The 22,761-nt window shown below is 46.5% G+C and carries 23 protein-coding genes; 11 read left to right on the top strand and 12 right to left on the bottom strand.

Translation table 11 applies throughout. The features are described 5' to 3' along the window. Window positions 1-21: 21 nt before the first annotated feature. The 6 genes from DESAL_RS17450 to DESAL_RS17425 all read right to left on the bottom strand — a co-directional run bounded on the left by DESAL_RS17450 (window position 22) and on the right by DESAL_RS17425 (window position 3,840). Window positions 22-336, bottom strand: coding sequence for an Hpt domain-containing protein (locus DESAL_RS17450; RefSeq protein ID WP_015853284.1), 315 nt, complete (start codon window positions 334-336; stop codon window positions 22-24). 61 nt (window positions 337-397) lie between these two features. Further along, on the bottom strand, window positions 398-1,195 hold the full coding sequence (budA, locus tag DESAL_RS17445) for an acetolactate decarboxylase (protein WP_015853283.1): 798 nt from the start codon (window positions 1,193-1,195) through the stop codon (window positions 398-400). A 32-nt stretch (window positions 1,196-1,227) separates the two neighbouring features. Beyond that, window positions 1,228-1,749: a chemotaxis protein CheD gene (locus DESAL_RS17440; protein WP_245543758.1), complete on the bottom strand. Its 522-nt coding sequence runs from the start codon at window positions 1,747-1,749 to the stop codon at window positions 1,228-1,230. A gap of 132 nt (window positions 1,750-1,881) precedes the next feature. Next, on the bottom strand, window positions 1,882-2,658 hold the full coding sequence (locus tag DESAL_RS17435; RefSeq protein ID WP_015853281.1) for a DsbA family protein: 777 nt from the start codon (window positions 2,656-2,658) through the stop codon (window positions 1,882-1,884). 10 nt (window positions 2,659-2,668) lie between these two features. After that, entirely contained in the window at window positions 2,669-3,004 is a 336-nt protein-coding gene (locus tag DESAL_RS17430) for an STAS domain-containing protein (RefSeq protein WP_015853280.1), read from the bottom strand. A 119-nt stretch (window positions 3,005-3,123) separates the two neighbouring features. Continuing rightward, complete coding sequence (locus DESAL_RS17425; protein WP_015853279.1) at window positions 3,124-3,840, bottom strand: M48 family metallopeptidase; 717 nt, start codon at window positions 3,838-3,840, stop codon at window positions 3,124-3,126. 109 nt (window positions 3,841-3,949) lie between these two features. Between DESAL_RS17425 and DESAL_RS17420 the strand changes: the two genes are divergently transcribed. The 4 genes from DESAL_RS17420 to DESAL_RS17405 all read left to right on the top strand — a co-directional run bounded on the left by DESAL_RS17420 (window position 3,950) and on the right by DESAL_RS17405 (window position 8,283). Next, entirely contained in the window at window positions 3,950-5,110 is a 1,161-nt protein-coding gene (locus DESAL_RS17420) for an MFS transporter (protein WP_015853278.1), read from the top strand. A 142-nt stretch (window positions 5,111-5,252) separates the two neighbouring features. Then, window positions 5,253-5,942, top strand: a complete 690-nt coding sequence (locus tag DESAL_RS17415; RefSeq protein WP_015853277.1) for a response regulator transcription factor — start codon at window positions 5,253-5,255, stop codon at window positions 5,940-5,942. Continuing rightward, window positions 5,932-7,239: a sensor histidine kinase gene (locus tag DESAL_RS17410; protein WP_015853276.1), complete on the top strand. Its 1,308-nt coding sequence runs from the start codon at window positions 5,932-5,934 to the stop codon at window positions 7,237-7,239. The genes DESAL_RS17415 and DESAL_RS17410 overlap by 11 nt, the downstream gene beginning before the upstream one ends. Window positions 7,240-7,404: 165 nt before the next feature. After that, window positions 7,405-8,283 (top strand): DUF6268 family outer membrane beta-barrel protein, encoded by an 879-nt coding sequence (locus tag DESAL_RS17405; protein WP_015853275.1) that lies wholly within the window; start codon window positions 7,405-7,407, stop codon window positions 8,281-8,283. Window positions 8,284-8,401: 118 nt separating this feature from the next. Here DESAL_RS17405 and DESAL_RS17400 read toward each other — a convergent pair whose 3' ends face one another. From DESAL_RS17400 to DESAL_RS17385, 4 genes are all read right to left on the bottom strand, one after another. Then, window positions 8,402-8,842 carry a C-GCAxxG-C-C family protein gene (locus DESAL_RS17400; RefSeq protein ID WP_015853274.1) on the bottom strand — a complete coding sequence of 147 codons (441 nt, stop codon included), beginning with the start codon at window positions 8,840-8,842 and terminating at the stop codon, window positions 8,402-8,404. Window positions 8,843-8,854: 12 nt separating this feature from the next. Continuing rightward, window positions 8,855-9,469, bottom strand: a complete 615-nt coding sequence (locus DESAL_RS17395; RefSeq protein ID WP_041722341.1) for a TetR/AcrR family transcriptional regulator — start codon at window positions 9,467-9,469, stop codon at window positions 8,855-8,857. A gap of 126 nt (window positions 9,470-9,595) precedes the next feature. Beyond that, window positions 9,596-10,786: a pyridoxal phosphate-dependent aminotransferase gene (locus tag DESAL_RS17390; RefSeq protein ID WP_015853272.1), complete on the bottom strand. Its 1,191-nt coding sequence runs from the start codon at window positions 10,784-10,786 to the stop codon at window positions 9,596-9,598. A gap of 12 nt (window positions 10,787-10,798) precedes the next feature. Continuing rightward, complete coding sequence (locus DESAL_RS17385) at window positions 10,799-12,352, bottom strand: DEAD/DEAH box helicase (protein WP_015853271.1); 1,554 nt, start codon at window positions 12,350-12,352, stop codon at window positions 10,799-10,801. A gap of 205 nt (window positions 12,353-12,557) precedes the next feature. Between DESAL_RS17385 and DESAL_RS20555 the strand changes: the two genes are divergently transcribed. Next, complete coding sequence (locus DESAL_RS20555) at window positions 12,558-13,028, top strand: MauE/DoxX family redox-associated membrane protein (RefSeq protein ID WP_015853270.1); 471 nt, start codon at window positions 12,558-12,560, stop codon at window positions 13,026-13,028. 30 nt (window positions 13,029-13,058) lie between these two features. Continuing rightward, window positions 13,059-13,586 carry a rhodanese-like domain-containing protein gene (locus tag DESAL_RS20550; RefSeq protein ID WP_015853269.1) on the top strand — a complete coding sequence of 176 codons (528 nt, stop codon included), beginning with the start codon at window positions 13,059-13,061 and terminating at the stop codon, window positions 13,584-13,586. A gap of 106 nt (window positions 13,587-13,692) precedes the next feature. Here the strand turns inward: DESAL_RS20550 and DESAL_RS17370 are convergent, their stop codons facing one another. After that, complete coding sequence (locus DESAL_RS17370) at window positions 13,693-14,778, bottom strand: response regulator (RefSeq protein WP_015853268.1); 1,086 nt, start codon at window positions 14,776-14,778, stop codon at window positions 13,693-13,695. A gap of 196 nt (window positions 14,779-14,974) precedes the next feature. Here DESAL_RS17370 and ald point away from each other — a divergent pair, with 196 nt between their 5' ends. The 4 genes from ald to DESAL_RS17350 all read left to right on the top strand — a co-directional run bounded on the left by ald (window position 14,975) and on the right by DESAL_RS17350 (window position 19,255). Next, complete coding sequence (ald, locus tag DESAL_RS17365; RefSeq protein WP_015853267.1) at window positions 14,975-16,081, top strand: alanine dehydrogenase; 1,107 nt, start codon at window positions 14,975-14,977, stop codon at window positions 16,079-16,081. Window positions 16,082-16,243: 162 nt separating this feature from the next. Further along, window positions 16,244-18,052 carry a two-component system sensor histidine kinase NtrB gene (locus DESAL_RS17360; RefSeq protein ID WP_049760035.1) on the top strand — a complete coding sequence of 603 codons (1,809 nt, stop codon included), beginning with the start codon at window positions 16,244-16,246 and terminating at the stop codon, window positions 18,050-18,052. Between the two features lie 2 nt (window positions 18,053-18,054). Continuing rightward, window positions 18,055-18,423, top strand: coding sequence for a response regulator (locus DESAL_RS17355; RefSeq protein ID WP_015853265.1), 369 nt, complete (start codon window positions 18,055-18,057; stop codon window positions 18,421-18,423). Between the two features lie 79 nt (window positions 18,424-18,502). Further along, the gene (locus DESAL_RS17350) at window positions 18,503-19,255 is read left to right on the top strand and encodes an OmpA/MotB family protein (protein ID WP_015853264.1); all 753 of its coding nucleotides are present in this window, start codon (window positions 18,503-18,505) and stop codon (window positions 19,253-19,255) included. 101 nt (window positions 19,256-19,356) lie between these two features. Here DESAL_RS17350 and DESAL_RS17345 read toward each other — a convergent pair whose 3' ends face one another. Beyond that, window positions 19,357-19,752: a Ros/MucR family transcriptional regulator gene (locus DESAL_RS17345; RefSeq protein WP_015853263.1), complete on the bottom strand. Its 396-nt coding sequence runs from the start codon at window positions 19,750-19,752 to the stop codon at window positions 19,357-19,359. A gap of 474 nt (window positions 19,753-20,226) precedes the next feature. Between DESAL_RS17345 and DESAL_RS17340 the strand changes: the two genes are divergently transcribed. Then, entirely contained in the window at window positions 20,227-22,707 is a 2,481-nt protein-coding gene (locus tag DESAL_RS17340) for a glycogen/starch/alpha-glucan phosphorylase (RefSeq protein WP_015853262.1), read from the top strand. The last annotated feature ends 54 nt before the right edge of the window (window positions 22,708-22,761 follow it).

The following is a 22,761-nucleotide window of genomic DNA, read 5'->3' as shown; positions in this document are numbered from 1 at the left end:
TAATCCTTCCGGCCTTGTTTTTTATTCATCTACTTCGATGTATTCTATGTCCAGATTGGTCAGGAAATGCCTGATTTCTGCGGTATAGTCCGGTACATCGGACATGTCTTCAACCATGGCTTTGTCTTCTATCAGTGTCCCCAGTCTGGTTAGTTCATCCAGCCCGTACGATGACCCCGTTCCTTTAAGGCGGTGTCCAAGCAGTCTGATGATTTCGAAGTTTTTCTGCTCAACTGCTTCTTCAAGCTCAACAAGTTCTTTTTGTCTGATTTCCAGATACCGGTCCATGATGGCTTCAAGATCTTCATCTACCTGTACGAGAATTCGGTCACTCATAATATATCTCCCGGACAATATAATTCAGTTAGGGAATGGAATTGTTAGATTTTGATTAATGTTACTTCTTCTCTGAATCTTTTTCCACTTCTTTTAATTCTTTTTGTCTGTCCTGCTCAAATTTAGCGTCGAGAAAGCTTTTATTTTCTGGAAGCTGAAGCTGGAACTCATTGTATGTTCCTACCTTGGCAGCCAGATCGCTGAAAATGCAGTTCAAGACATGTCCCCCGGAAGTCCGTTCCCTGTTAATGAAGTGCCAATGGAACCCCGGTACACCGATCCCTTTGACATAAGACGGGCTCTTGATACCGATTAAAGTTCCGGTAATGTCCTTGAAAGCGAAGATGCTCTGCTCCTTAACCACTTCTTTCAACGGAGGGTAAGGTTTTTGCTGCGCTGGAACACTACGAGTGCGTATTTTATGGAATTTTCCATCAATCCGGATGAGGTAGAAAAGATTTTCAGAGTCGAGGGATTTTGAAATCTTGTCGTTTAATTCTTTAATGGATTTCACGGAATCGAGCTTGATTATTTTCCCTGTTTTGAAAAAGGCCGCAGCAGCAAAGGGAGTGCATTCGCTATCATCGATTCTAATGGCTTTGCCGTGGGCATCAATTCTGTATACCTCGCCATCAAGGAAAACCATTTCACCATCAAGACGGTTGAATGTTCCCAGTCCGGTATCACCGTGTTTTTTTAGGGTGCCGATTGTTAATTCCCCGTCATAATTGCCTGCAAGCAGGGAATCAATGAGGGAATATTGGTAGATGGAATCCCCTGCACAGGATATTCCGGGTAGGCTGAAAAGAAAAATAGTGAACAGTAAAAGAAGTGAATACAGCTTGTTAGAGAGCTTCATTTTAATCTTGCAGATAGTGGCCGTTTATATGGCTAGAACATATGTTTTTCAAGCCGCTTAATCCAGACGTCCCCGGAGTAGGTGCAGAAAAGAAGTTTTCTGCCTACATTTCCGCCAACATCCATGCTTACAGGCTTGAGTCCTTTCGCTTCTAAATTTTCAAGTGCGGCATCAACATTTCTGTTGCCGATACCCAGAGCGCATGACGGCCTTACCTGAGAATAACTCAGTCCGGTGGCTCCACCAAACAGTTTTACTTCAAGCTCGTTTTTCCTAACCCCCAAGCGTCTCATACTCTTTAGCAAATGGTCTACGGCTGTGTCCACATATCTGCAAATCTGAATTGACGGCTCGTTTACATCCTTGATTTCAGCACGCGAAGGCAGGAATGCGTGACAGATAATACCTTGTCTTTTGCGGGGAGAGAACATGGATATTGCCACACAAGACCCGAGTACGGTGGAAACAATAGTCGGTTTAACCCCGAGGTATGCATCTCCGGTGTGCAGGAATACTCGGCGTATATCAGATTGATTTTGTGGCATTGTGTTCATATTGTCCGCGATTTGGAAATTTTAACAGGGCTTATGATAATATATCACTATCGTATTGCTGCCCAGTCTTTTTATGCTCTTCTGCTTTGCGCAACTTAAAGAATAAAGAGTGAACCCTCTATTATAAAAAGATTAATTCTCGCGGATCATTCGGAGCACTTCTTCAAATTCTTCAATAGGGGCTGCTCCGGTGACAGTAACCCCGTTAACGAGAAAGACCGGTGAGGCTGTCAGGCCAAGCTTGCGTGCTTCCTTACGGTCTCCGTCAATACGTGCTTTTACTTGCGGGGAATTCAAGTTCCGGTGCAATTGTTTCATGTCCGCACCGCACTTTTCTGCCAGCTCATCAAGTTTTTTTGTCCCGCTCTTTTTAATTGCCAATCTGTTCTTTAAGATCAGCCGATTTAGCTTCTTGGCCTTAGCTTGATCTTGAAGGGCAAGTGCTTCGTAATAACCGGCTGCCGGAAGTGACATTTTATGAAGTCCTAAAGGATTATGACGGAAGCGGTAGCTGATTTCAGGATGCTTTTTTAGCAATTCATGAATTATGCTGTCAGCCTTGGCGCTGGTTGCGCTTTGAAAGTCTGAAAAGACAATAATATTGATTTTCCCATTGGGAGAACCCCAAACCGGACGGTCCGGGTGAAGAGCTGCTATTTTGGGATTATTAAGTTGCTTGAGCCGGCCTTCCCTGATTCGTGATTTGTTCTTTTTTTCCAACCCCACCTGTAACAGGTCATAGAGTTGCTCTTCGTGTCCCTGAAGGGCCTCGAAGATCAGTTCCGGGTTGTTCTTGAGGATTTGGCGGACCTCTTCTTTGCTAACTGTCCGGGAGGTTTCTGCCCCGCAAATCTGTGCATAAAAAAATATTGTGGAAGTCAGCAGAAGAGTCAGGGCAGGGCGTAGCATTTTAAGCTCCTCAGGAGATCTTTTCCGCAGCAGTAAGGGCGGAACTGTATATATTGAACATGGTTCCGAAACCGGAAATCTCAAATACTTCACTTATCATCCCGGTTATGTTCGCGAAGGCTATGTCTCCTTCTGTTGCCTTAAGCTTTTTGGCGCAAAAAAGTATGGCCCTGAGTCCTGCACTGGAAATATATTCCAGCTCACCAAGATCTATTACAATTTTATTTTCACCGGCGTTAATGAGTTCGCACATCTTACTTTCCAGTTTGCTGGAGGTAAGGGCATCAAGGCGGCCTTTTATGGCCATGACCAATACGTCACCGACTTTTTTGCTGCTGATTTCCATCGTGATTCCTTAAGGAGATATAGCTATATGGTTCGCTAGTAGCTGTGCAGTTGTTAACGTATAAACTTCATCCATTTGTGGCGGTTTGTAAAGGGGAAGACGTTTTATTGGCTCTCGTCTCATTGGAAATTAATCCATGTCGGGACCAGTCTTCCCGCCTCGGAAAGTTCCCTCTCTAATTTGTCCACATCAGGCTCGACCATTTTTACCAGCCGCCAGTATTTAGCGGAATGGTTCAGGTGCACTGTGTGGCAGAGTTCATGAATGAGCACATAGCGCGCGAGGCGGTAGGGCAGGAACATTAGTTTCATGTTCAGGTTGATGTTGCCCTTGGCGGAGCAGCTGCCCCAGCGTTTTCGCTGTGAACGGATGAAGACCTTGCTGAAGGGCAGGTTCAGTTCTTCTGAAATTTTATTTAGTTCCGGAACAAGGAAATCGCGGGCTTCGCTGCGAACAAAACGGGTCAGCACCTCCAATTCTTCTTCCGGTGACCAGTCATTGCCGCTCAAGAGAAGTTTATCCACATTGCGGCGCATGCGCAGGCCGGGTTTACGGTTTTCCACCCTCCGTACTGTGAAGACTTTTCCACTTGCGGCAAAGCAGATTTCATCGGGCAGGACCAATTCCGGTGGGTTTAAGGAGAATCCTTTCCCTTCCAGTTTACGGATATTGTGTTCGATCCATTCCCGGCGTTTTTCCAGAAAGTAGGGTACATCTCTGCGATTAGCTCCCTTTGGCAGAACTACTTCAATTCCTTTGTCCGGGATTAGTTTGATTATTATGTTTTTTGCCCTTGGGCTGACCCGCACTGTGTACGGAGGGGGAAAGTCTGCCATATTGTTCCTGCTAAATTTTGACTTGTTTTATGTCGGACGCGGGATTACTTTTTCCGTCCTTACTGAATGCATCCGTTTATCATAATCTCACCATTTTAAGGATCTCATCGTGCCTACAAAAAGCTTCACTTCCCGTAAGATGTATATATTTCTGCTGGTGCTGACCATTGCCACCACTGTCGGTTTTCAAGGTTGGAGAACCCTGCTGAATAATTTTGCGGTTGAAGTGGCCGGGCTGGACGGCGGTCAGTTCGGGCTGCTCGGTTCCATTCGTGAAATTCCGGGTTTCCTTGCTCTGCTTGTAATCTACGTGCTCATGTTCATCAAGGAGCACCGTCTTGCTGCACTTTCTGTAATTATCATGGGACTCGGTATCTGCATTACCGGATTCATGCCATCCTTTGCAGGCTTGGCTTTTACTACTCTGGTTATGTCTTTCGGCTTTCACTATTACGAGACACTGAACCAGTCCTTGACCCTGCAATATTTCGGTTACACGGAGGCTCCGCTGGTTATGGGACGTTTGCGCAGTCTTGCCGCAGCGACCAATATTTGTGTGGGCGTGGTTGTTATCTCGATTTCCGGTTTCATGGGCTATTCGGAGATTTTCTTTGGGGCAGGTATTGTAGCAGTGCTGGCCGGACTTTATTGTCTGACCCGTGATCCATCATCCCCGGACCTGCCGCCGCAGCACAAGAAGATGATTTTTCGGTCCAAGTACTGGCTCTTCTATGCTCTGACTTTTATCGCCGGGGCGCGCAGGCAGATTTTTGTCGCTTTTGCTGTCTTTCTGCTGGTTAAGAAATTCGGATTTTCGTTGCAGCACATCGCCATTCTTTTTGTGGTCAACAACGTGATTAACTATTTCGTCAACCCGATCATTGCCAAGTCGGTGAACAAGTTCGGTGAGCGCAAAGTCCTGACCCTTGAGTACGCCAGCTTGTTCCTGATCTTTACCGCCTATGCTTATACAGACAGTCCGCTGGTAGGAGCTCTGCTCTATATTCTGGATAATATTTTCTTTAACTTCACCATGGCCATCAAGACCTTCTTCCAGAAGATTGCCGATAAGCCGGACATTGCCCCGTCTATGGCGGTCAGTTTTACCATCAACCATATTGCTGCTGTTTTCGTGCCCGTATTGGGTGGTATTGCGTGGATGCAGGATTATCGCATTGTTTTCCTCGGCGCAGCAGGAATGTCCTTGGTTTCTCTTGTTCTCAGCCAGTTTGTGGACCGCGAATTACTTTTGAAGGGGCGGACTGATTAGGCCGGATGATTTGTTCACATATATTTCACAAAAATCAACTTAGGTTTAAGGCTATTTCTCGCCTTTTTCGGTGCTGACGGGTATGAGAAGAATATTTAAATCTGAAGCTGTAGCTTTACCTATTGTGAAATGAGGTTGTCCCATGCCGCCATTAAAAGTGCTGGTTGTTGAAGATCATCATGATCTTGCTGAAAATATATGTGATTATCTGGAATCGTGCGGCCACGTGGTTGATTACGCTGCGGATGGTGTCGCAGGATTGCACCTATCTGTTACTAATCAGTATGATGCCTTGGTGTTGGATGTAATGCTGCCGGGGATGGACGGGCTTGAAGTTTGTTCACGGCTTCGCAAGGCTTCCGTTGCCCAGCCTGCTATTTTAATGCTTACCGCTTTGGATACATTGCAGGATAAGCTTTCAGGTTTTGATGCCGGAGTGGATGACTATTTGGTTAAGCCTTTTGCTTTGGAAGAATTGGTTGCAAGGCTGACTGCAATTACCGCTCGTAACAAGGGGAGAGGGGCGTCTTCGTTAAGTGTCGGGACTTTGGTCATGGATACAGGGCGCATGGCTGTAACAAGGGAGGGGGTTCCCATTAAACTTAACCGGGCCTGTTTTCAGCTTTTACGGCTTCTTATGGAGGCTTACCCTAATGTAGTGCCCCGTAGGGATGTCGAGTTTTCTCTCTGGGGCGAAGATCCGCCTGACAGTGATTCGTTACGCAGTCATATTTATAAATTGCGGTGTCTGGTGGATAAAGGGTTTTCCTACCCGATGATACAGACTGTTTACGGAATAGGGTTTAAGTTGGCCGGGAACAATGAAGATTAATAGTTTACGCTTTAAAGCGATTGTTTCCTACAGCATTTCACTGGTTATCCTGCTTGGACTATATGGCTTTGCGCAGCTTGGGACGGTCCGGGTTACTGAGGATGAGGTTCTCAATAACATCCTCCGCGATGAGGCCGATGATTATTTCAGGCGTTACGCTGAAGATAAAAATGCACGTCTGCCCAAGTTGCGAAATTTACTGGCAGCAACAGATCCGGCACAGCTTCCTCCAGAGTTTAAGGACACCCTGCCCCTGCTGCGGGACGGTTTTTATGAAACCAGCGGCCCGGCAGCAATATCCGGTCCCGATAGTCATAATACATTGGTGCGCACTTATCCTGAAGGGGACAGAAGGCTGTACCTCATTTATAATGTCAGCCATGTCATTGATAAGCATTCTTGCGTTTTGGGTGCTACCAGTATTCTACTCCTTTATTTTGTTTTTACCGCAGCCTTAGGCATATTTCTTGTGGTTTTTATAGGTAAAATTGTATTCCGCCCCCTTGATTCTCTTACTGGAAAAATACGGGCATACAGGCCGGATGATTTGAATAGAGAGTTTTCGGAATCTGTACGTAAAGATGAAATCGGTCTGATCGCTTTAAATATCCAGAATTCATTTAAAAGAGTGCGGATGTTCATCAAGCGCGAAAAGGATTTTACCAGAGATGTCAGCCATGAACTGCGCACCCCGTTAAGTGTGATTAAAGGTGCTCTGGAACTGATCAGACTCTCTCCTTCATCTAAAAGTTCTGAGATGCAGAAACCTTTGGGCCGTATAGAGCGTTCAGTAAAGGATATGGAAGAGACAATTGAAACCCTGCTCTGGATAGCCCGGGAAGAAAATAAGGAAGTTTCGGAAGCGTGTTTTAATATCAATGAAGCGTCCGAGAGAGTCTTGCGCAGTTTGCAGCCACTTGTTGAGCTTAAAAAAATAAATCTGGTTGTGGAGATGAGCGACTGCGCTTCAAATTATGCTCCTGAACGTGCTTTTTCCATTGTTCTCAATAATGTGCTTTGCAATGCCTTTAATTTCGCTCCGGGCGGTTCTGTAGAAGTCCTTATAGTCGGGGCAATTGTAACAGTTAAGGATTCGGGGATTGGGATTTCTGCTGATGTTATGGACAATATTTCAAAACCTTATGTGAAGGGCGAAAGCAGTAACGGCTTCGGGTTAGGCCTGTCCATTGTCCAAAGATTATGCGACCGATTCGGTTGGCAGTTTTCTATAAGCAGCCGCCCTGAAGGAGGCACAATTGTCTCCATTGATTTCAGTTCGACAGAACAGGTTGCGTAATAAGTTCTATTTCGTGTAGCATCTTAAGGAATCTTAAGGTGCTTTCTCTCCTTCGTGTTGCTATTTTTCGAAAGTTTCACATGTTAATTACAAGTTGTTCACATAGTGGGTGTTATTCGATTGCTAATTGTAATGAATAATACGTTTTGAAGGAGTTGCATTGTCATGACCAAAATTACCAATATCATACTAGCCTTTTTAATACTCTGTTGCGCCAGCACCGCAGCAGCAGGAGAAGGCAGTCTTTTTGAACCTATATCAGTCCGGGTTACTGGGAAGTATCTTTCTGATGCCGATTACAAGGATAGTGACGGCTCCTCCAGCATTGCCGGGGGACAGATGCGGGTAAATGCCGGTGGATTCTCTTTCAGTTATGAAGGACAGCACTATTCTTGGGACAATGTCGGTCAGCTTAATTTTGGAAATGGGCAGGATGATCCTTGGAATACCCTGCACCGTTTCAGTCTTGGATATAGTTTGAATGGCGCAATCAATGAGAATTGGTTTTATGGAGCCGGGATCACCGGGACATCCGCTTTTGAAGAACAGATGGAAGATTCATTTGGTGGAGCCTTGCGTGGGCACATCGGTTATTTTTTCAATGACAACTTAAAGGCGCTGATCGGTCTGCGTGCCTTTGCTAATAGTATCCGGGTTTCAGCTATGCCGTATTTCGGTGTCAATTATACTGACTACGCTGCTGACGGCTCAGGATATTTTGTAAACCTCGGCATGCCCGCCACTGAGGTCGGTTATTCCTTTGACAAGGTTTCCACCCTGCGCGCTGCATTCAACTTTGACGGTAAGACCTATCGGCTAAAGGATGACAGCTCTGTTTCAGATGCGGGCTATATTGAGACGAGCAGCATGAAGTTCGGTGTTTACTATGACTACAAACCCATTAAAAACTGCTCCATATCAATCGGCCCGGAATATGTTTTCGCCAGAGAAACCAAGTTCTTTGATAAGAACGGTGATAAGTTCGGATCAGAGGATCAGGAAGCTGCATTCGGAGCTTTCTTTAATTTGAGGTACAAGTTTTAAAGATTCGGATTTTAAGTGTAAAAATCTTTTTACTTTTAAGTTTCAAATTTGAAGAGCCGTTGGAATTAAATTTTCAGCGGCTTTTTCTGTTAAGGAGTTCTTTGTATTAATGTCAGAGCTATAGTTCTTCGTTAAGGATATCTTCAATGCAGTCTATGGTATCTGTTACTAATTTAAGGCATAGTTTGCTTTCCCGCAGCCGCTTCTTTCCTTCGGGAGTTTTTATTTCCTGATCATTTAAGCTCAGGATTTCTGAACATTGGTGTGAGTGATTGATTTTTGCAAAACGGGCCAGCAGTTCCTGTACAGCATAGTATGTGCGCTCACGTGAATATGTATCCGCAGGGTTATCAGATCCTAGAGCAAGGCCGAGTGCCAAGCACCCCCCGGAAACCGCGCCGCAGGTTAATCCGGAAGCAAGTCCCCCGCCAAGTCCGGCAGTAATTTTTTTTGCCACATCTGCACCAAGTCCATATTTATTTCCCAATGCTTCAAGTACGGCTTGTGCACAGGAAGACCCATTCAGTAGAGCCGTAACCGCTTGATCGCGTGGTTCCATCTTAAATTCTCCTTAGAGTTCTTTTGCCGCTATGACACCTTTCAACATACCCGCGACTACAGCGTCTATCCGTTTCCATGCTTTATCTTCTGATAAATCCAAGCTTCCATAGCTATTCGTTTTTATGGATTTGACCAGCAGTGCATTAATTGCGGAAAACATCATGACAATTAAGGTTGTAAGATCGACATCTTCATTTACTTCCAGTGACATGCGTTCAAAGCATTCTAAAGCGGTCCGTATGCGAATGTCTTCCAGACAAGCTGCTTCTTTAGAAGTAGAGACTTGTTCCCAAGCCATAATTTCTAAGGTCAGGGGTCTTGAACGCATTGCCCGTATATAGTTTTTGAAAAAGCGGTGTAGTGATAGCTGGATGCCCAGTTTTTCCCATTGCTCAGGATCTCCAACCAGTTCTTCAGGATTGGGCCAATACTTTTCGGTTATTCCGAATGCTTTGATGACTTCCGGCAAACCTCCGAAATATCGATAGATAAGCACCTTATCCACTTCTGCTTGTTTGGCTATGCTATTGATGCCAAGACCTTTGGCCCCATCTCTGGCAAGCACGTGTCCAACGGCTTCAATGATGCGCTTTCGGGTTTGTTCTTTGTCTTTTTTGGATTTCATGTCACCAGTAGTGACATATGAATTATAATAAGTCAAATGGGGTCGGCTGGGATAGTTGATCAAAAAAAGGCACTCCGTTATTTCAAAAACGGAGTGCCTGGAATCAGTTAAATCTGACTAGTATTACTATTTAAACGGCTCGATAGCCTTCTTGAATCCTTCTCTGGAACGTTCGATTACCTCGGTTCCTACGCAGAAAGCGAGGCGGAAGTAACCGGGGAATCCGAAGCCTGTTCCGGGAACGGCGAGGATTTTTTCTTCCTGCAGTGCGGCGCAGAATTTTACATCGTCACCGCCGGGTGCTTCGGGGAAGAAGTAGAATGCGCCCTTGGGCATGGTGTAGGAATAACCTGCATCTTTAAGCACGGAATCCATAGCATTGCGGCGTTCAAGGTAGATGTTCTTATCGACCTGTGAGCCGAGGGCTTTTTCAAGCAGCTTCTGACCTACTGCGGGTGCGTTTACGAAACCGAGAATACGGTTGGTGAGCACCAGTCCGGCCATGAGTTTTTCTTTCTCGGGCATGTCCGGGTTGAGCAGGCCGTAGCCGATGCGTTCTCCGGCAAGAGAAAGGTTCTTGGAAAAAGAACTTACTACGATGCTGTAGGGGTAGAGCGGCAGGATAGAGGGAACGTCAACACCATCAAATGCGAGGAAGCGGTATGGCTCATCCGCAACGAGGAAGATAGGACGTTCGCGGCCTTCGTTTGCTTTTTTGAGAACGGCGGCCAGTCCTTCAAGCTCTTCCTTGGTGTAGACAGCCCCGGTGGGGTTGTTGGGAGAGTTGATGAGCAGCACACGGGTCTTTTCGGTTATGGCTGCTTCAATGGCGTCGAGGTCCAGCTCAAAGGTCAGCGGCTTGGAAGGTACGGTAACCAGTTCGCCGCCGGAGTTCTGAGCATAGAAACCGTATTCTACGAAATAGGGAGCGGGGCAGAGAATCTGATCGCCCGGTTCGAGAATGGCCCGGTAAAGAGCGTTGATCGCACCGGCAGCGCCGCAGGTGATAATCAGGTCTGAACCGGATACTTTTACACCCTGTTCTTCGGAAACTGTTTCAGCGAGTTTTTCACGCACGGTGGGGTAACCGAAGTTGGGCATATAGCCGAAAGCAAAAGGCTTGTCTGCGGTTTCGGCAAGTTCCTTGAGACCTTCACCGACAGCAGCAGGTGCAGGAACATCAGGGTTGCCCAGTGAAAAGTCGCAGACTGCGTCTTCACCGTACTTTTTCTTCAGTTCAATGCCTGTTTCGAACATCTTGCGAATCCAGGATGAACGTTCAATGTATCCTTCCACTTGGGTTGAAAGAAGTTTCATTTCAATTCTCCGTTATCTGCGGTTGCGATTGTAGTTCCCGCTGCGGCCCTTGTTCTGACCTTTATTTGTAGAGCTTCCGCCTTTCGGCTTACCACGGTAGTTATTTTTGCGGGGGCGGGATTGTCTCTGTGGTCTGGGCTTGGGCGCCGGGGGCTGTTCTGCACGGGCGTGCAGGGATTTCTGGTAGAGTTCGTCCAGAAGCATGCCCACAAGGATGCATTGTTCGTCATCCTCGGCAAGCTGGCGGACCAGATCTTTATAACGTCCGATGCGTTCCCTTTCAAGTATTGTCCGTGAACGGAATTTACCTTCAAGGATTGTGGTCAGTCTTTCGTTGATTGTTTCCAGTACCTGTTTGTCATCCGGCAATTCGCGTATTTCAAAATTAATATTGTAGGCAGTAGCGATGCGTTGCAGTTCTATCTTCTGGATTACGTCCACAAGAGAGATTGCGACCCCGGAAGATCCTGCACGTCCTGTACGTCCGGCACGGTGGATGTAGGATTCCTTATCTTCCGGCGGTTCGTACATGATTACGTGGGAGAGGTCCGGTACATCGATGCCGCGCGCTGCAATGTCCGTTGCCACGAGAAAGCGCACTGATCCGTCACGCAGCTGGGCCAGAACCCGTTCGCGTTTGGACTGCGAAAGGTCCGAGGTCAGATCTGCGGCATTGAAGCCGAAGTTGTTGAGCACTGCTGTAACAAATTCGACGTTGGCTTTGGTGTTACAGAAAATGATAGCCGAGGTGGGATTTTCCATTTCAAGGATGCGCATGAGCTGGCGTTCCTTGCCCATGGAAGGCACTTCGTAATAGGCGTGGTCAATCTCTGTTACATGAACCTGTTTGCTGCTCAGGCTGAGCATCTGCGGCTTGTACATGAACTCTTTGGAGAGACGGATAACGTGTTCCGGGAAAGTTGCAGAGAACATGTAGGTGGAAATAGGTCTGCGCGGCAGGTAGGATTTAACTTCGCGCATGTCCGGGTAGAAACCGATGGACAACATGCGGTCCGCTTCATCAAAAATCAGGGTTTCGAGGTCTTCAAGGTCAAAGGTGCGTTTGAGCAGGTGGTCCAGAATCCTGCCCGGGGTACCTACAACCATATGTGCCCCTTTTTCCAGTTCTTCGCGCTGATGACCGTAACCGACTCCGCCGTAAACGGAAAGAACCCGTAATCCTGAGCCTTCAAAAATTTTTTCAGCTTCGCGTTCAACCTGTCGTGCAAGTTCTCGTGTGGGGACAAGGATCAGTGCTTGAGTATAATTGATGTTGGGGTCGAGTTTTTCCAGCAAAGGCAGGACGAATGCGCCGGTTTTTCCGCTTCCGGTCTTGGCCTGCACCATGAGGTCTCTATTGTAAAGCTGGTAGGGGAGGGATTTTGACTGGACCGGGGTGAGTTTGTCCCAGCCTGTTTTATCAAGGGCGTTCAGTATGGATGGGGGGAGTTCGTCTTTGGTGATTTCCGGGAGGGCCTCTTCTGGCTCTACTACTTTATCCGGTTCATCGTGAACGCTTTCGTTATGCATTTTTTGTGCAGCTTGGTCATCTTTTGAATTGGTCATAAATGTTTTTCCTATTAAAACTTGAAATATCCGCACAACACTACGCTATAACTAGCGGATTTTGCAAAGGGTATTTTGTCCTGCAATGGATGTTATCGAGAATATGGATAGAAGCGTCGCTGTGTAATTGGGTATAACTATTTGATATTGGGATTAAATTGAATGTAATCCTGAATTTATCAAACTTTTTTGAACGGGTGCTGCAATGATTGAAAAGATGATGTCCAAACAGGTGTATTTCATTCTCAGGTGTGTTCTGGCTGCTGTGTTTTTATACGCAGGAGCGGGAAAACTGTTGGATGTTCAGGGGTTCGCCACGGTCATCAGCGGTTATGGATTGCTGCCCGGGCAATTGAATTCTGTTGCGGCGGTTGTATTGCCTCTGGCGGAGATTATCGTTGCTTTTGGACTGATCTGGGATGTGAAAGGTTCCCTTTCGTCTTATTCGGTTCTGCTGCTCGTGTTCATGGGGGTACTCGCTCATGGAATCAACATGGGACTCGATGTTGATTGCGGGTGCTTTGCTCCCGATGATCCGGAAGGTGAAGCCTATCATTCCTTGCGCGAAGCTTTGCTACGTGATGCTTTTCTGCTTGCAGCCTGTGGATATCTGTATTTCCTGCGCCGGGTAAAAGGATATCGTGCCCGGCCTGTTCCAATGCTTGCTGCCCGTTAATTATCAATTTGAAATCTGGAGGATGATGGAATGAAGATGGTTAGGAATATTTCTGTAATTGCGGCTCTGTGCGCGCTCATGTTTGCAATGACCGGATGTCTCGGTGCTGACAAATTCGCGCAGGAAGTGGAAAAAGAAAAAGGCGCGGTAAAACTGCTCAAAGAAGTACAGCGCGGTGGCTACGATATTATCACCACTCCTGAACTGAAAGCTCTGCAGGATAAGAAAGAGGACATGATCATCATCGACACCATGCCCTATGAAGCAAGCTACAAGAAAGAGCACGTTCCCGGTGCAAAGCAGTTTCTTTTCCCCATTCCCGACATGCTTGAGTGGGACGTTAAGGAAACCGATGGTAAAACCAAAGAGCAGTTCATTGAAATGCTCGGACCCGATAAAGACAAACTTATCGTAATCTACTGCGGTTTCGTAAAATGCACCCGCAGCCACAACGGTGCAGCATGGGCTAAAAAGCTCGGTTACACCAACGTAAAAAGATACCCCGGCGGCATCTTTGCTTGGAAAGGCGCAAAGTACCCTGTCGGTTCTGTAAAATAATTTCAGACTGGGTATAAACCCAGTTCTCTCTCCTAGCCCCGGTGTGTTGTGTGCCGGGGCTTTCTTGCGCCTTGCATCTGGCACTTTCTTAGCCGTCTAACCTTTTTTACCCCTCAATCCCCACCAGAATCCCTTCCGGCTGCTCTCCATTGCGCAGGAGCATTTCGCCTGCGGCTTGGCAGGCTGTTTCAATATCTACACCTGATGAGAGGTGAAAAGCTTCCATCAGCTCATTGATAGCATCACCTTCACGAGCGAAGGAGTTGAGCATTTCCCTGCTGAACATGAAAACGCGATCACCTCTCTTGATATCGTAAGTGGAGCATGGTGGTAGTCCCATGCCGAGGCTGCCCAGATTGCCGCTTTGCCTTTCGATTAGCTGCGGGGGTTTGTCACGGCGCAGTAGAATTACCGGGAGTGCTCCGGCGTTGACTACAGTGAGCGACTCATCTTCCCGGTCAAGATGGATGTATGCGGCTGAAATTTCGTTGTTACTACTGAAATTGTTTTTGAGTCCGATGCCTATGTTGCGCAGGGTTTCTGAAGGTCTGAACAAGGGGCCGCTGTTTTCGGCCAGCAGTTCTTTTATTGTTGCAGGTAATTGTTCGGGGCACGGTTCTGAACAGTTCAGTAGCAGATGGCTCTCGCTTTTCTCTGTCAGGATAACGCTTTCGTGCATGAATCTTCCCGAACTGCGGGGGTGGTCAGGATAAAAGGCTCTTGAACCTTTCACCGGAAAATCTGCTTCAAGCGGTTTTTCTCTGGAGACAGCAGGACGCTCCGCTTTTAGTTGTCTATCGCAAGACATCAGCTTCAAATGCAGCCTGATCCTTTGAATTACTTCCTTATAAGCAAACGGTTTGGCAATGAAATCTACTGCTCCGGCGTCAAAACCCTTGGATGTGTTGGCGTCATCGTCAAGGGCGCTTAGAAAAAGAATGGGGATCTCAGAAGTTTCCGGGGACAGGCGTAGCACTGTTGCACATTCAAATCCGTTTTCTCCGGGCATCATGATGTCCAGCAGTATCAGGTCGGGTTGTTCCTGTTCTGCCAGCATTCTTCCTTTACGACCGCTGTTAGCAGTAATGATGTTGTAGCCCTGTTGTTTCAGCACCAATTCAAGAAATTCGAGATTGAAAGGTTCATCATCCACTATGAGAATTGTTGGTATATTGTGTGGGCAAACAGGCATTTTATTGAATCCTTTACGGTCAACGGGTTGAGTGAGTGTTATGTTCCTCTAAAGTATCTCAAAGTAGAAAAAAAGTCTTTGTGTTCAAAAATATTCTGTACTTTATTCGAAATTATACGTTGCTAAAAAAGTTACTGTTGCGTTAGATTGTTGCATAATTTTAAATCTACAACTTTTAGCAGCAGGAGTTGATGACATGCTGATTGGTATCCCCAAAGAGATTAAAACTATGGAGAACAGGGTCTCTATGACCCCCGGTGCGGTTGAAACACTCGTTCGGCGCGGTCATTCCGTTGTAGTTGAAAAAGGAGCCGGGCTCGGTTCCGGGCTTTCTGATGAAGAATATGTTTCTTGCGGTGCCAAGATGGGTTCTGTCGATGACGCATGGGCCGCTGAAATGGTTATCAAGGTCAAGGAACCCATAGCTTCTGAATACAAATATCTTCGCGAAGATCTCCTGCTGTTTACTTATCTGCATCTTGCTGCGGATGAACCTTTGACAAAAGTGCTTCTTGAATCAGGGACCACCGGTGTTGCTTATGAAACCGTACAGCTTCCCGACGGTTCCCTGCCGCTGCTTACACCCATGAGCGAAGTTGCCGGACGCATGGCCGCTCAGGAAGGCGCACTGCATCTTGAAAAGCCCAAGGGCGGACGTGGTATCCTTGTGGGCGGTGTTCCCGGTGTTGCTCCTGCAAAGGTAATGGTTCTCGGTGGTGGTGTGGTCGGAACCAACGCGGCCAAAATTGCCGCAGGTATGGGTGCGAAAGTTACAATTTTCGACGTCAACCATGCACGCCTCCAGTATCTGGATGATATTTTCAATGGCCGGGTGACTACCATGACATCCACTGAACCCAACATCCGCGCAGCAGTAGCCGAGGCCGACCTGATCATCGGCGCGGTTCTTATTCCGGGAGCTAAGGCACCTAATCTGGTTACCAAAGGCATGCTTGCCACTATGAAGGAAGGTTCCGTGATTGTCGATGTTGCAGTTGATCAGGGCGGCTGTGTAGAAACAATCAAGCCTACCACCCACAGTGATCCGACTTATGTTGTGGATGGTGTGGTGCATTACGGTGTAGCCAATATGCCCGGAGCGGTTCCCCGAACATCTACTTTTGCACTTGTAAACCAGACCCTGCCTTATGCGTTGCAGCTTGCTGATAAGGGCCTTGATGCGTTGCGTGAAAATAAATCTCTCAAGCTCGGCCTTAATACCATGAAGGGTAAGCTGACTTATGCAGCAGTAGGAGAAGCTTTCGGAATTGATGTAGTTACTCCTGATGAAGCTCTTTCTTGAGTAAGTGCTTAAAATCTTAGTTTTTATTACGTAGTATTCCAAGAGGCGGAAGCAGTTGCTTCCGCCTTTTTTGTTGCTGAAAAAAAGAATAGTATGGGTTATTGTTAGTCTCTTCTTGTCAGTTTGTTGCAGGTCTTGATGGAGTCGAATCGGGGTGAGTTTATGAACGGTTACAGATATGCAGGCACTAAGATGCTGCTTACTTTCGGGTTTGTAGCAGCTATGCTGTGGGTAATAGATTCTTATTTCGACTTTACGTGGTTTAACCAAGCGGGGCGCCCGTTTGATTACTACCTGCTGCCATTTGATAATATGCATGAAATATATATGCGGGGTATGCTGGTCTGTTTTATTTTTGTTGGTGGAGCGGTTGTTTCCTTTCTTTATGATCGGGTTGTGCGTTCCGAAAAACTGGCTCGCGAGAGTGAAACTGAAATACAGACCATATTTAATTCAATTGGAGATGCAGTTATCGCAACTGATTGCAATGGAAAGGTAACCCGCATGAATCCGGTAGCGCGCCAACTGACAGGCTGGTCCATTGATGAGGCTGAGGGACGGCCTCTTGCAGAGGTCTTTAAAATAGTCAATTCGGTTACCAGACATCCTTGCGCGAGTCCTGTGGATACGGTTTTGAAGACGAAAGGTGTTGTCGGGCTGTCAAACCATACCGCACTTATCTCCCGGTCAGGGGAAGAGTTTCATATTGCAGATTCAGCAGCTCCGGTCTTTAACGAGAAAGGGGATATCTCAGGAACAGTCCTTGTTTTCAGGGATGCGTCCGAAGAGTATCGCCAGCGTGAGGAGTTACGTAGACTACGAAACTATTTATCCAATATTATTGATTCAATGCCCTCTGTCCTTGTGGGGGTGGATGCTGAGGGGCACGTTACTCAGTGGAATATGACCGCAGAAAAGGTTACAGGAATATCTGCCGGAGATGCTCAGGGAAAGTCTCTCGTATCTGTGTTTCCGCGTATGGCTTCGGAGATGGACAAGATCAGAGAGACTATCAGGACTCGTAAGCCCTGCTGTGAGGAGCGTAAAACCCGGCAGGGCGAGAGCGGCACCTGCTACGAGGATGTTACTATTTTTCCGCTTATTGCCAACGGCGTTGATGGGGCGGTTATCCAGATAGACGATGTGACTGAACGATGCAATCTGGAGCAGATGATGATCCAGTCCGAAAAAATGATGTCTGTCGGCGGTCTGGCTGCGGGCATGGCCCACGAAATTAATAACCCCCTCGCGGCCATTGTCGGTAACTCCCAGAATATTCTTAATCGTATCTATAAGGATCTGGATAAAAACCACGAGACAGCCTGTGAATGTAATGTCGATCTGGAAAATATTCGGGAATATCTTTCCAGAAGGGATGTTCCGAAAATGCTGAATGGGATTTCTGAATCCTGCAACCGAGCAGCAACCATAGTCAGTAACATGCTCCGCTTCAGCCGTAAGAGCGAACGTAAGTTTGGTGAGTGCAATCTCGCTGAATTGATGAATAATACACTTGAATTGGCAGCCAATGATTACGATCTGAAGAGCGAGTATGATTTTAGAAAAATTGAAATAATTAAAGAGTATAGCTCAGAACTTTCAAGTGTTGTCTGCGAGGAGAACGAGCTCCAGCAGGTTTTTCTTAATCTGCTTAAAAACGGAGCACAGGCAATGATGGAGAAGGAATATGTTGAAGATAAACCATGTTTCATTTTAAGATTAAAAAAAGATGGTCACATGGCCGTTATTGAAGTTGAAGACAATGGCCCGGGAATGGAAGAGGATGTTCGTAAAAGAGTCTTTGAACCTTTTTATTCTACTAAAAGAGTGGGGTCCGGGACTGGATTGGGTCTTTCTGTCTCATATTTTATTATAACAGATCAGCATAAAGGGCTTATGGAAGTAAGCTCAGTACCGGGCAGTTGGACCCGGTTTGGAATCAAGATCCCCATTTCTGGGCGGGAGGCTTAATTATGTCACACTCAATACTTGTTCTGGACGATGATATCCATGTCAGGGAAAGTCTTGCGATAAGCCTTGAAGATGAGGATTTTGAAGTTTACGAGGTCGAAAGTTCAGAGGAAGCTTTAAGCTTCCTTGAAACGCAGCAGGTTGATCTGGTTGTCGTTGATTTGCGGCTTCCCGGTATGAATGGTACTGATTTTATTAAAGAGGCCCGGCAAAAATGGCCGGAGCTCAAATTTATAATTTATACAGGGTCACCGGAGTTCAGCATTCCTATTGATCTGGCTGAAGTGCCCTGCGTTTCGAATTCAATTTTTCTTAAACCGCTGCCGACTTGCGACGTTATGGTCAGTGAAATCAGGCGTATGCTTGGATAGCTGACTTTGGATTTGCAATATGGGCGGGTAGCCGTTATCTGTTTTTTGAATAGAACGGTTTTGCCCGGAGTGTATTTTAGTGCCCCGTAAAAAAGAAGAGATAATATATATTGTAGCGAAAGCTAAAGCGGAGCCGCCGCCGGAAGAAGGCTTGCCGCCGTGGATGGCCACCTTTGCGGATATGGTTACCCTGCTGCTTTGTTTTTTTGTTTTGCTGCTTTCCTTTGCTAACCAGGATGTTGCCAACTTTGAGACCTTGAAAGGTTCCATGCGCGATGCTTTTGGTATGCAGAGTCAGGATAAATCCGGAAAGCATATGGCCTTTTCCAAAAGTCCCCACTCCGCTTCTTCCGTAAGCGCAAAAGCCAAAAAAGATATGCATGCCCTTGAGGTTGATATCAGGGCTTTTATCTCGGCGGGTAAAATGGAGAAGCTGATGGCAGTGAATACTGACCAGCAGGGGGTTCTGGTCAGGGTTCCCACCCGGGCTATTTTTAAACCCGGAACCGCCCAGATTAATCCCAAGGCCACTGTCCTGCTGGATAAGGTGGCCAGTATTATGAAAAAGAAAGATTTTAATCTGGTGGTGCGCGGACATACAGATGACCGGGCTACCAAGAATAATATTTACAGTTCCAACTGGGAGCTTTCAGCTGCCCGGGCGGCTTCCTGCCTGCGTTACATACTCAAAAAGTCCGGTGTTTCATCGAAGAGGTTAAAGGCTGTAGGGTATGCCGGGACTAAACCTTTGGTTCCCAATACTTCCAATAGAAACAGGGCTATCAACCGCAGGGTGGAATTTTATTACCAGCCGCCTTCTGATAATTGGTAAAAACAGGCAGCTTGTAGAACTAATTTTTATTGTATTGAAAATGCCCGGTATCTGAAAAGATACCGGGCATTTTGTTTTATGTTTTAGTTTTTTTGAACGCTCTATTGTTTCTTGCGTTTTTCCCAGAGTTTCATTTCCTTCATCTTCTTGCGCCTTTCCCGTTGCAGGGATTTACAGACCAGCGGAGTCTTTTTGGCGTATCCCCACTTTTCGCGATACTCGTCAGGAGTCAGGCCGTATTTTGCCAGATGTCTTTTGGTCAGGACTTTAAATGATTTTCCTGACTCAAGGCAGATAATGCTTTTTTCCCTGATCGCTTTCTTGGGGTCTACCGGGGGAGTCGGTTCTGGAGAGTTGCTGTCGAGCATTCCTTCGCTTATTTTTTTTATTCCTGCGGCAAGTTTATGTACCATGGAAGTAATTTCTTCTTCAGTCATGGTTCTAACACTGGCCTGTGCTTTTACTATTTCAAGTGCTTCTTTAAGATGATCTTCCATATTCTCTCCCTTCCCATGTTTTACGGTTGCCGTATAATTTATGTATTAAATATTTTTTAGTCTGTTGATGTAGGAACGTATTGTGTTTGGTGTATAAACTTTAGATTAAAGTGAATATCCTCTTAGAAAATTTAATCAACTAAGACTAACCATGAATAGCATTATATGCATATAAAGGTGAAGTAGAATATTAAAAAACTTTCTACTTTTTTAGAAGTCTGATGTGCAACATATAATAACTTGCCGAATTTAGTATGGTTTAACCAACTGCTTAGGGATTTAGTAATTCAGTTTGATTTCTATATGTCTGGCAGTTGTCTTTTGTTGCAATCAAAAAAATATGTTTGCGTTACTTTTTTTGGTGAGTTGATGTATAATAACTATGTAGAACTTATTTTTGTGAGGCAGTGTTGGTTTTTGTTTTGATACGTGTGGATTTAAAGATATCAATTTCGAATAGATAGAGAGGAAGCTATGCCTAAAAAGGATATTGCTGAGTTTCTGGAAGAGATTGGGGGAATGGACGTTGAATCCCTTGTTAATTGTGTCTGCCGGCATCACCTGTCGTATTTGGGCCGTGATTATGGCCGTACCGACCTGTTTTCGCTTTATCAATCGCTTGCATACACATTGCGTGACCGGCTTGTAGGAAACTGGATAAAAACCCAGCGTTCCTACTACAATCAGCGGGCCAAAAGTGTTTATTATCTTTCTTTGGAGTTCCTGACTGGAAAGTCGCTGGCAAGCAACACCATAAGCCTCGGGGTGGAAAAGGAAGTAACCGAGGTCTTGGAAAAATTCGGTGTTACCCTTGATGAGGCTGAAGGTGCCGAAGCTGATGCCGGACTGGGGAACGGCGGGTTGGGGAGGCTCGCTTCATGTTTCCTCGATTCTATGGCGAGTCTCGGCATTCCCGGATACGGATATGGAATCAGGTATGAGTACGGAATATTCAAACAGGCCATTGAAAACGGCGAACAGGTTGAAGCCCCGGACGACTGGCTGCATAGTGGTAATCCATGGGAATTCAACCGCAAAGGTTTTATGTTTACTGTCCGTCTTTACGGACGCGAAGAGCAGTATACGCATGAGGACGGTTCGGTACGCCATCGCTGGGCGGACAGCGCAAAGGTTATGGCAGTGCCTGTTGATATGCTTATCCCGGGATACAGGAATGGAAATGTTATTAACATGCGCCTCTGGGAAGCGCAGCCTGCAAGACGGTTTAATTTTGATCTGTTTAACAGTGGTGACTACATCCGTTCCATGGAAGATGCTGTCCGTTCACAGACCATTTCCAAGGTGCTTTATCCCAATGACAGGTTAAGTGAAGGGCGCGAGTTGCGTCTTGTGCAGCAGTACTTTTTTGTCTCGGCAACTATTCAGGATATGATGCGCCGTTTTATGAAGCTTAAGCTCGATTTTTCCGAACTTCCCAACCGGGCTGTAGTCCAGCTTAACGAAACCCACCCAGCAATCGCTATTCCGGAACTCATGCGTATCCTGATTGATGAGCATATGCTGAACTGGGATGTGGCATGGCGCATTTGCCGCCGCACTTTTGCTTACACCAACCATACTGTCATGCCGGAAGCCCTTGAAACATGGCCGCTGGACATGATGCGCAAGGTCCTGCCCCGGCATGTCTCCATAATTTTCGAGATCAACCGCCGTTTCATGGAAGATGTGAAGAGTCGCTTTCCCGGCGATGAGAATAGGCTTAAGCGCATGTCCATAGTCGAGGACAGTGATTCTCCGCAGGTGCGTATGGCATGGCTGGCTGTTGTGGGCAGCTTCATTGTGAACGGGGTCTCAGCTCTGCATGGAGAATTGATTAAGAAGAGCATCTTTCAGGATTTTGTGGAAATGTACCCGGGCCGCTTCACCTCGGTTACAAACGGTATTACTCCACGCAGATGGTTACGCCAATGCAATCAGCCTTTATCCGAGCTTATCACTGAAAAGATAGGTGAAGATTGGGTTACCGACCTTGCTCAGTTACGTAAGCTTGAGCCTCTGGCTGAAGATCCGGAGTTTCAGGATCGCTGGTATAAATGCAAACTCAAGGAAAAGCAGCGGCTGGTGGAATATGCTCGCAGTGAATACGGGCTCTACCTGCCTGCGGACTGGATGTATGATGTACATGTAAAACGTATTCATGAGTACAAGAGACAATTGCTCAATGTTCTCCATGCTGTGACTCTTTATTGCCGTCTAAAGAAAGACCCCAATAGTGTTACTGTTCCACGTTTGAAGATTTTTGCAGGTAAGGCCGCTCCGGGCTATTTCATAGCCAAGCGTATCATCCGGCTGATCAACTCCGTGGGAGCGGTGGTGAACTCCGATTCTGCTGTAAACCATAAGTTACGCATTGCCTTTATGCCCAACTACCGGGTTTCGCAGGCAGAGCGTATTATTCCGGCTACTGATCTTTCGGAGCAGATCTCTCTTGCAGGTACCGAGGCTTCGGGGACCGGAAATATGAAGTTCGCCTTGAACGGTGCTTTGACCATCGGCACCCTTGATGGAGCTAATATTGAGATAATGGAAGAGGTGGGCCGTGAACATATGTTTATCTTCGGTATGGATGCCGATGAAGTGGGCGCGCGCAGGCACAATGGCTATAATCCCTCAGAAATAGCTTCTACGGATCAGGAGTTGGCCGAGGCCCTGCATTACATTGGTGACGGTACTTTCTCTGAAGGGGACCGGGAATTGTTCAGGCCGATTCTTGATACTTTGTTTAACGGCGGTGATCAGTATATGGTCCTTGCCGATTACCGCAGTTATGTAGATGCGCAGGATCGTGTGGATGAATTGTGGATGGATTGCAAGAAATGGTTGCGCAGTTCAATTCTCAACACTGCCGGCTCTGGGCATTTCTCCAGTGACCGGGCTATTATGGATTATGCACGAAACATCTGGGGAGTGCGGCCTATGAAAATGGACAAATAATTTTATTATTTTTGCGAACAATTAACATATCCGTCTGTCTTCATTGAGGGCAGG

The organism is Maridesulfovibrio salexigens DSM 2638 (genome assembly GCF_000023445.1).
Classification (GTDB): domain Bacteria; phylum Desulfobacterota; class Desulfovibrionia; order Desulfovibrionales; family Desulfovibrionaceae; genus Maridesulfovibrio; species Maridesulfovibrio salexigens.
This window is presented reverse-complemented; position numbering and strand designations above follow the sequence as displayed.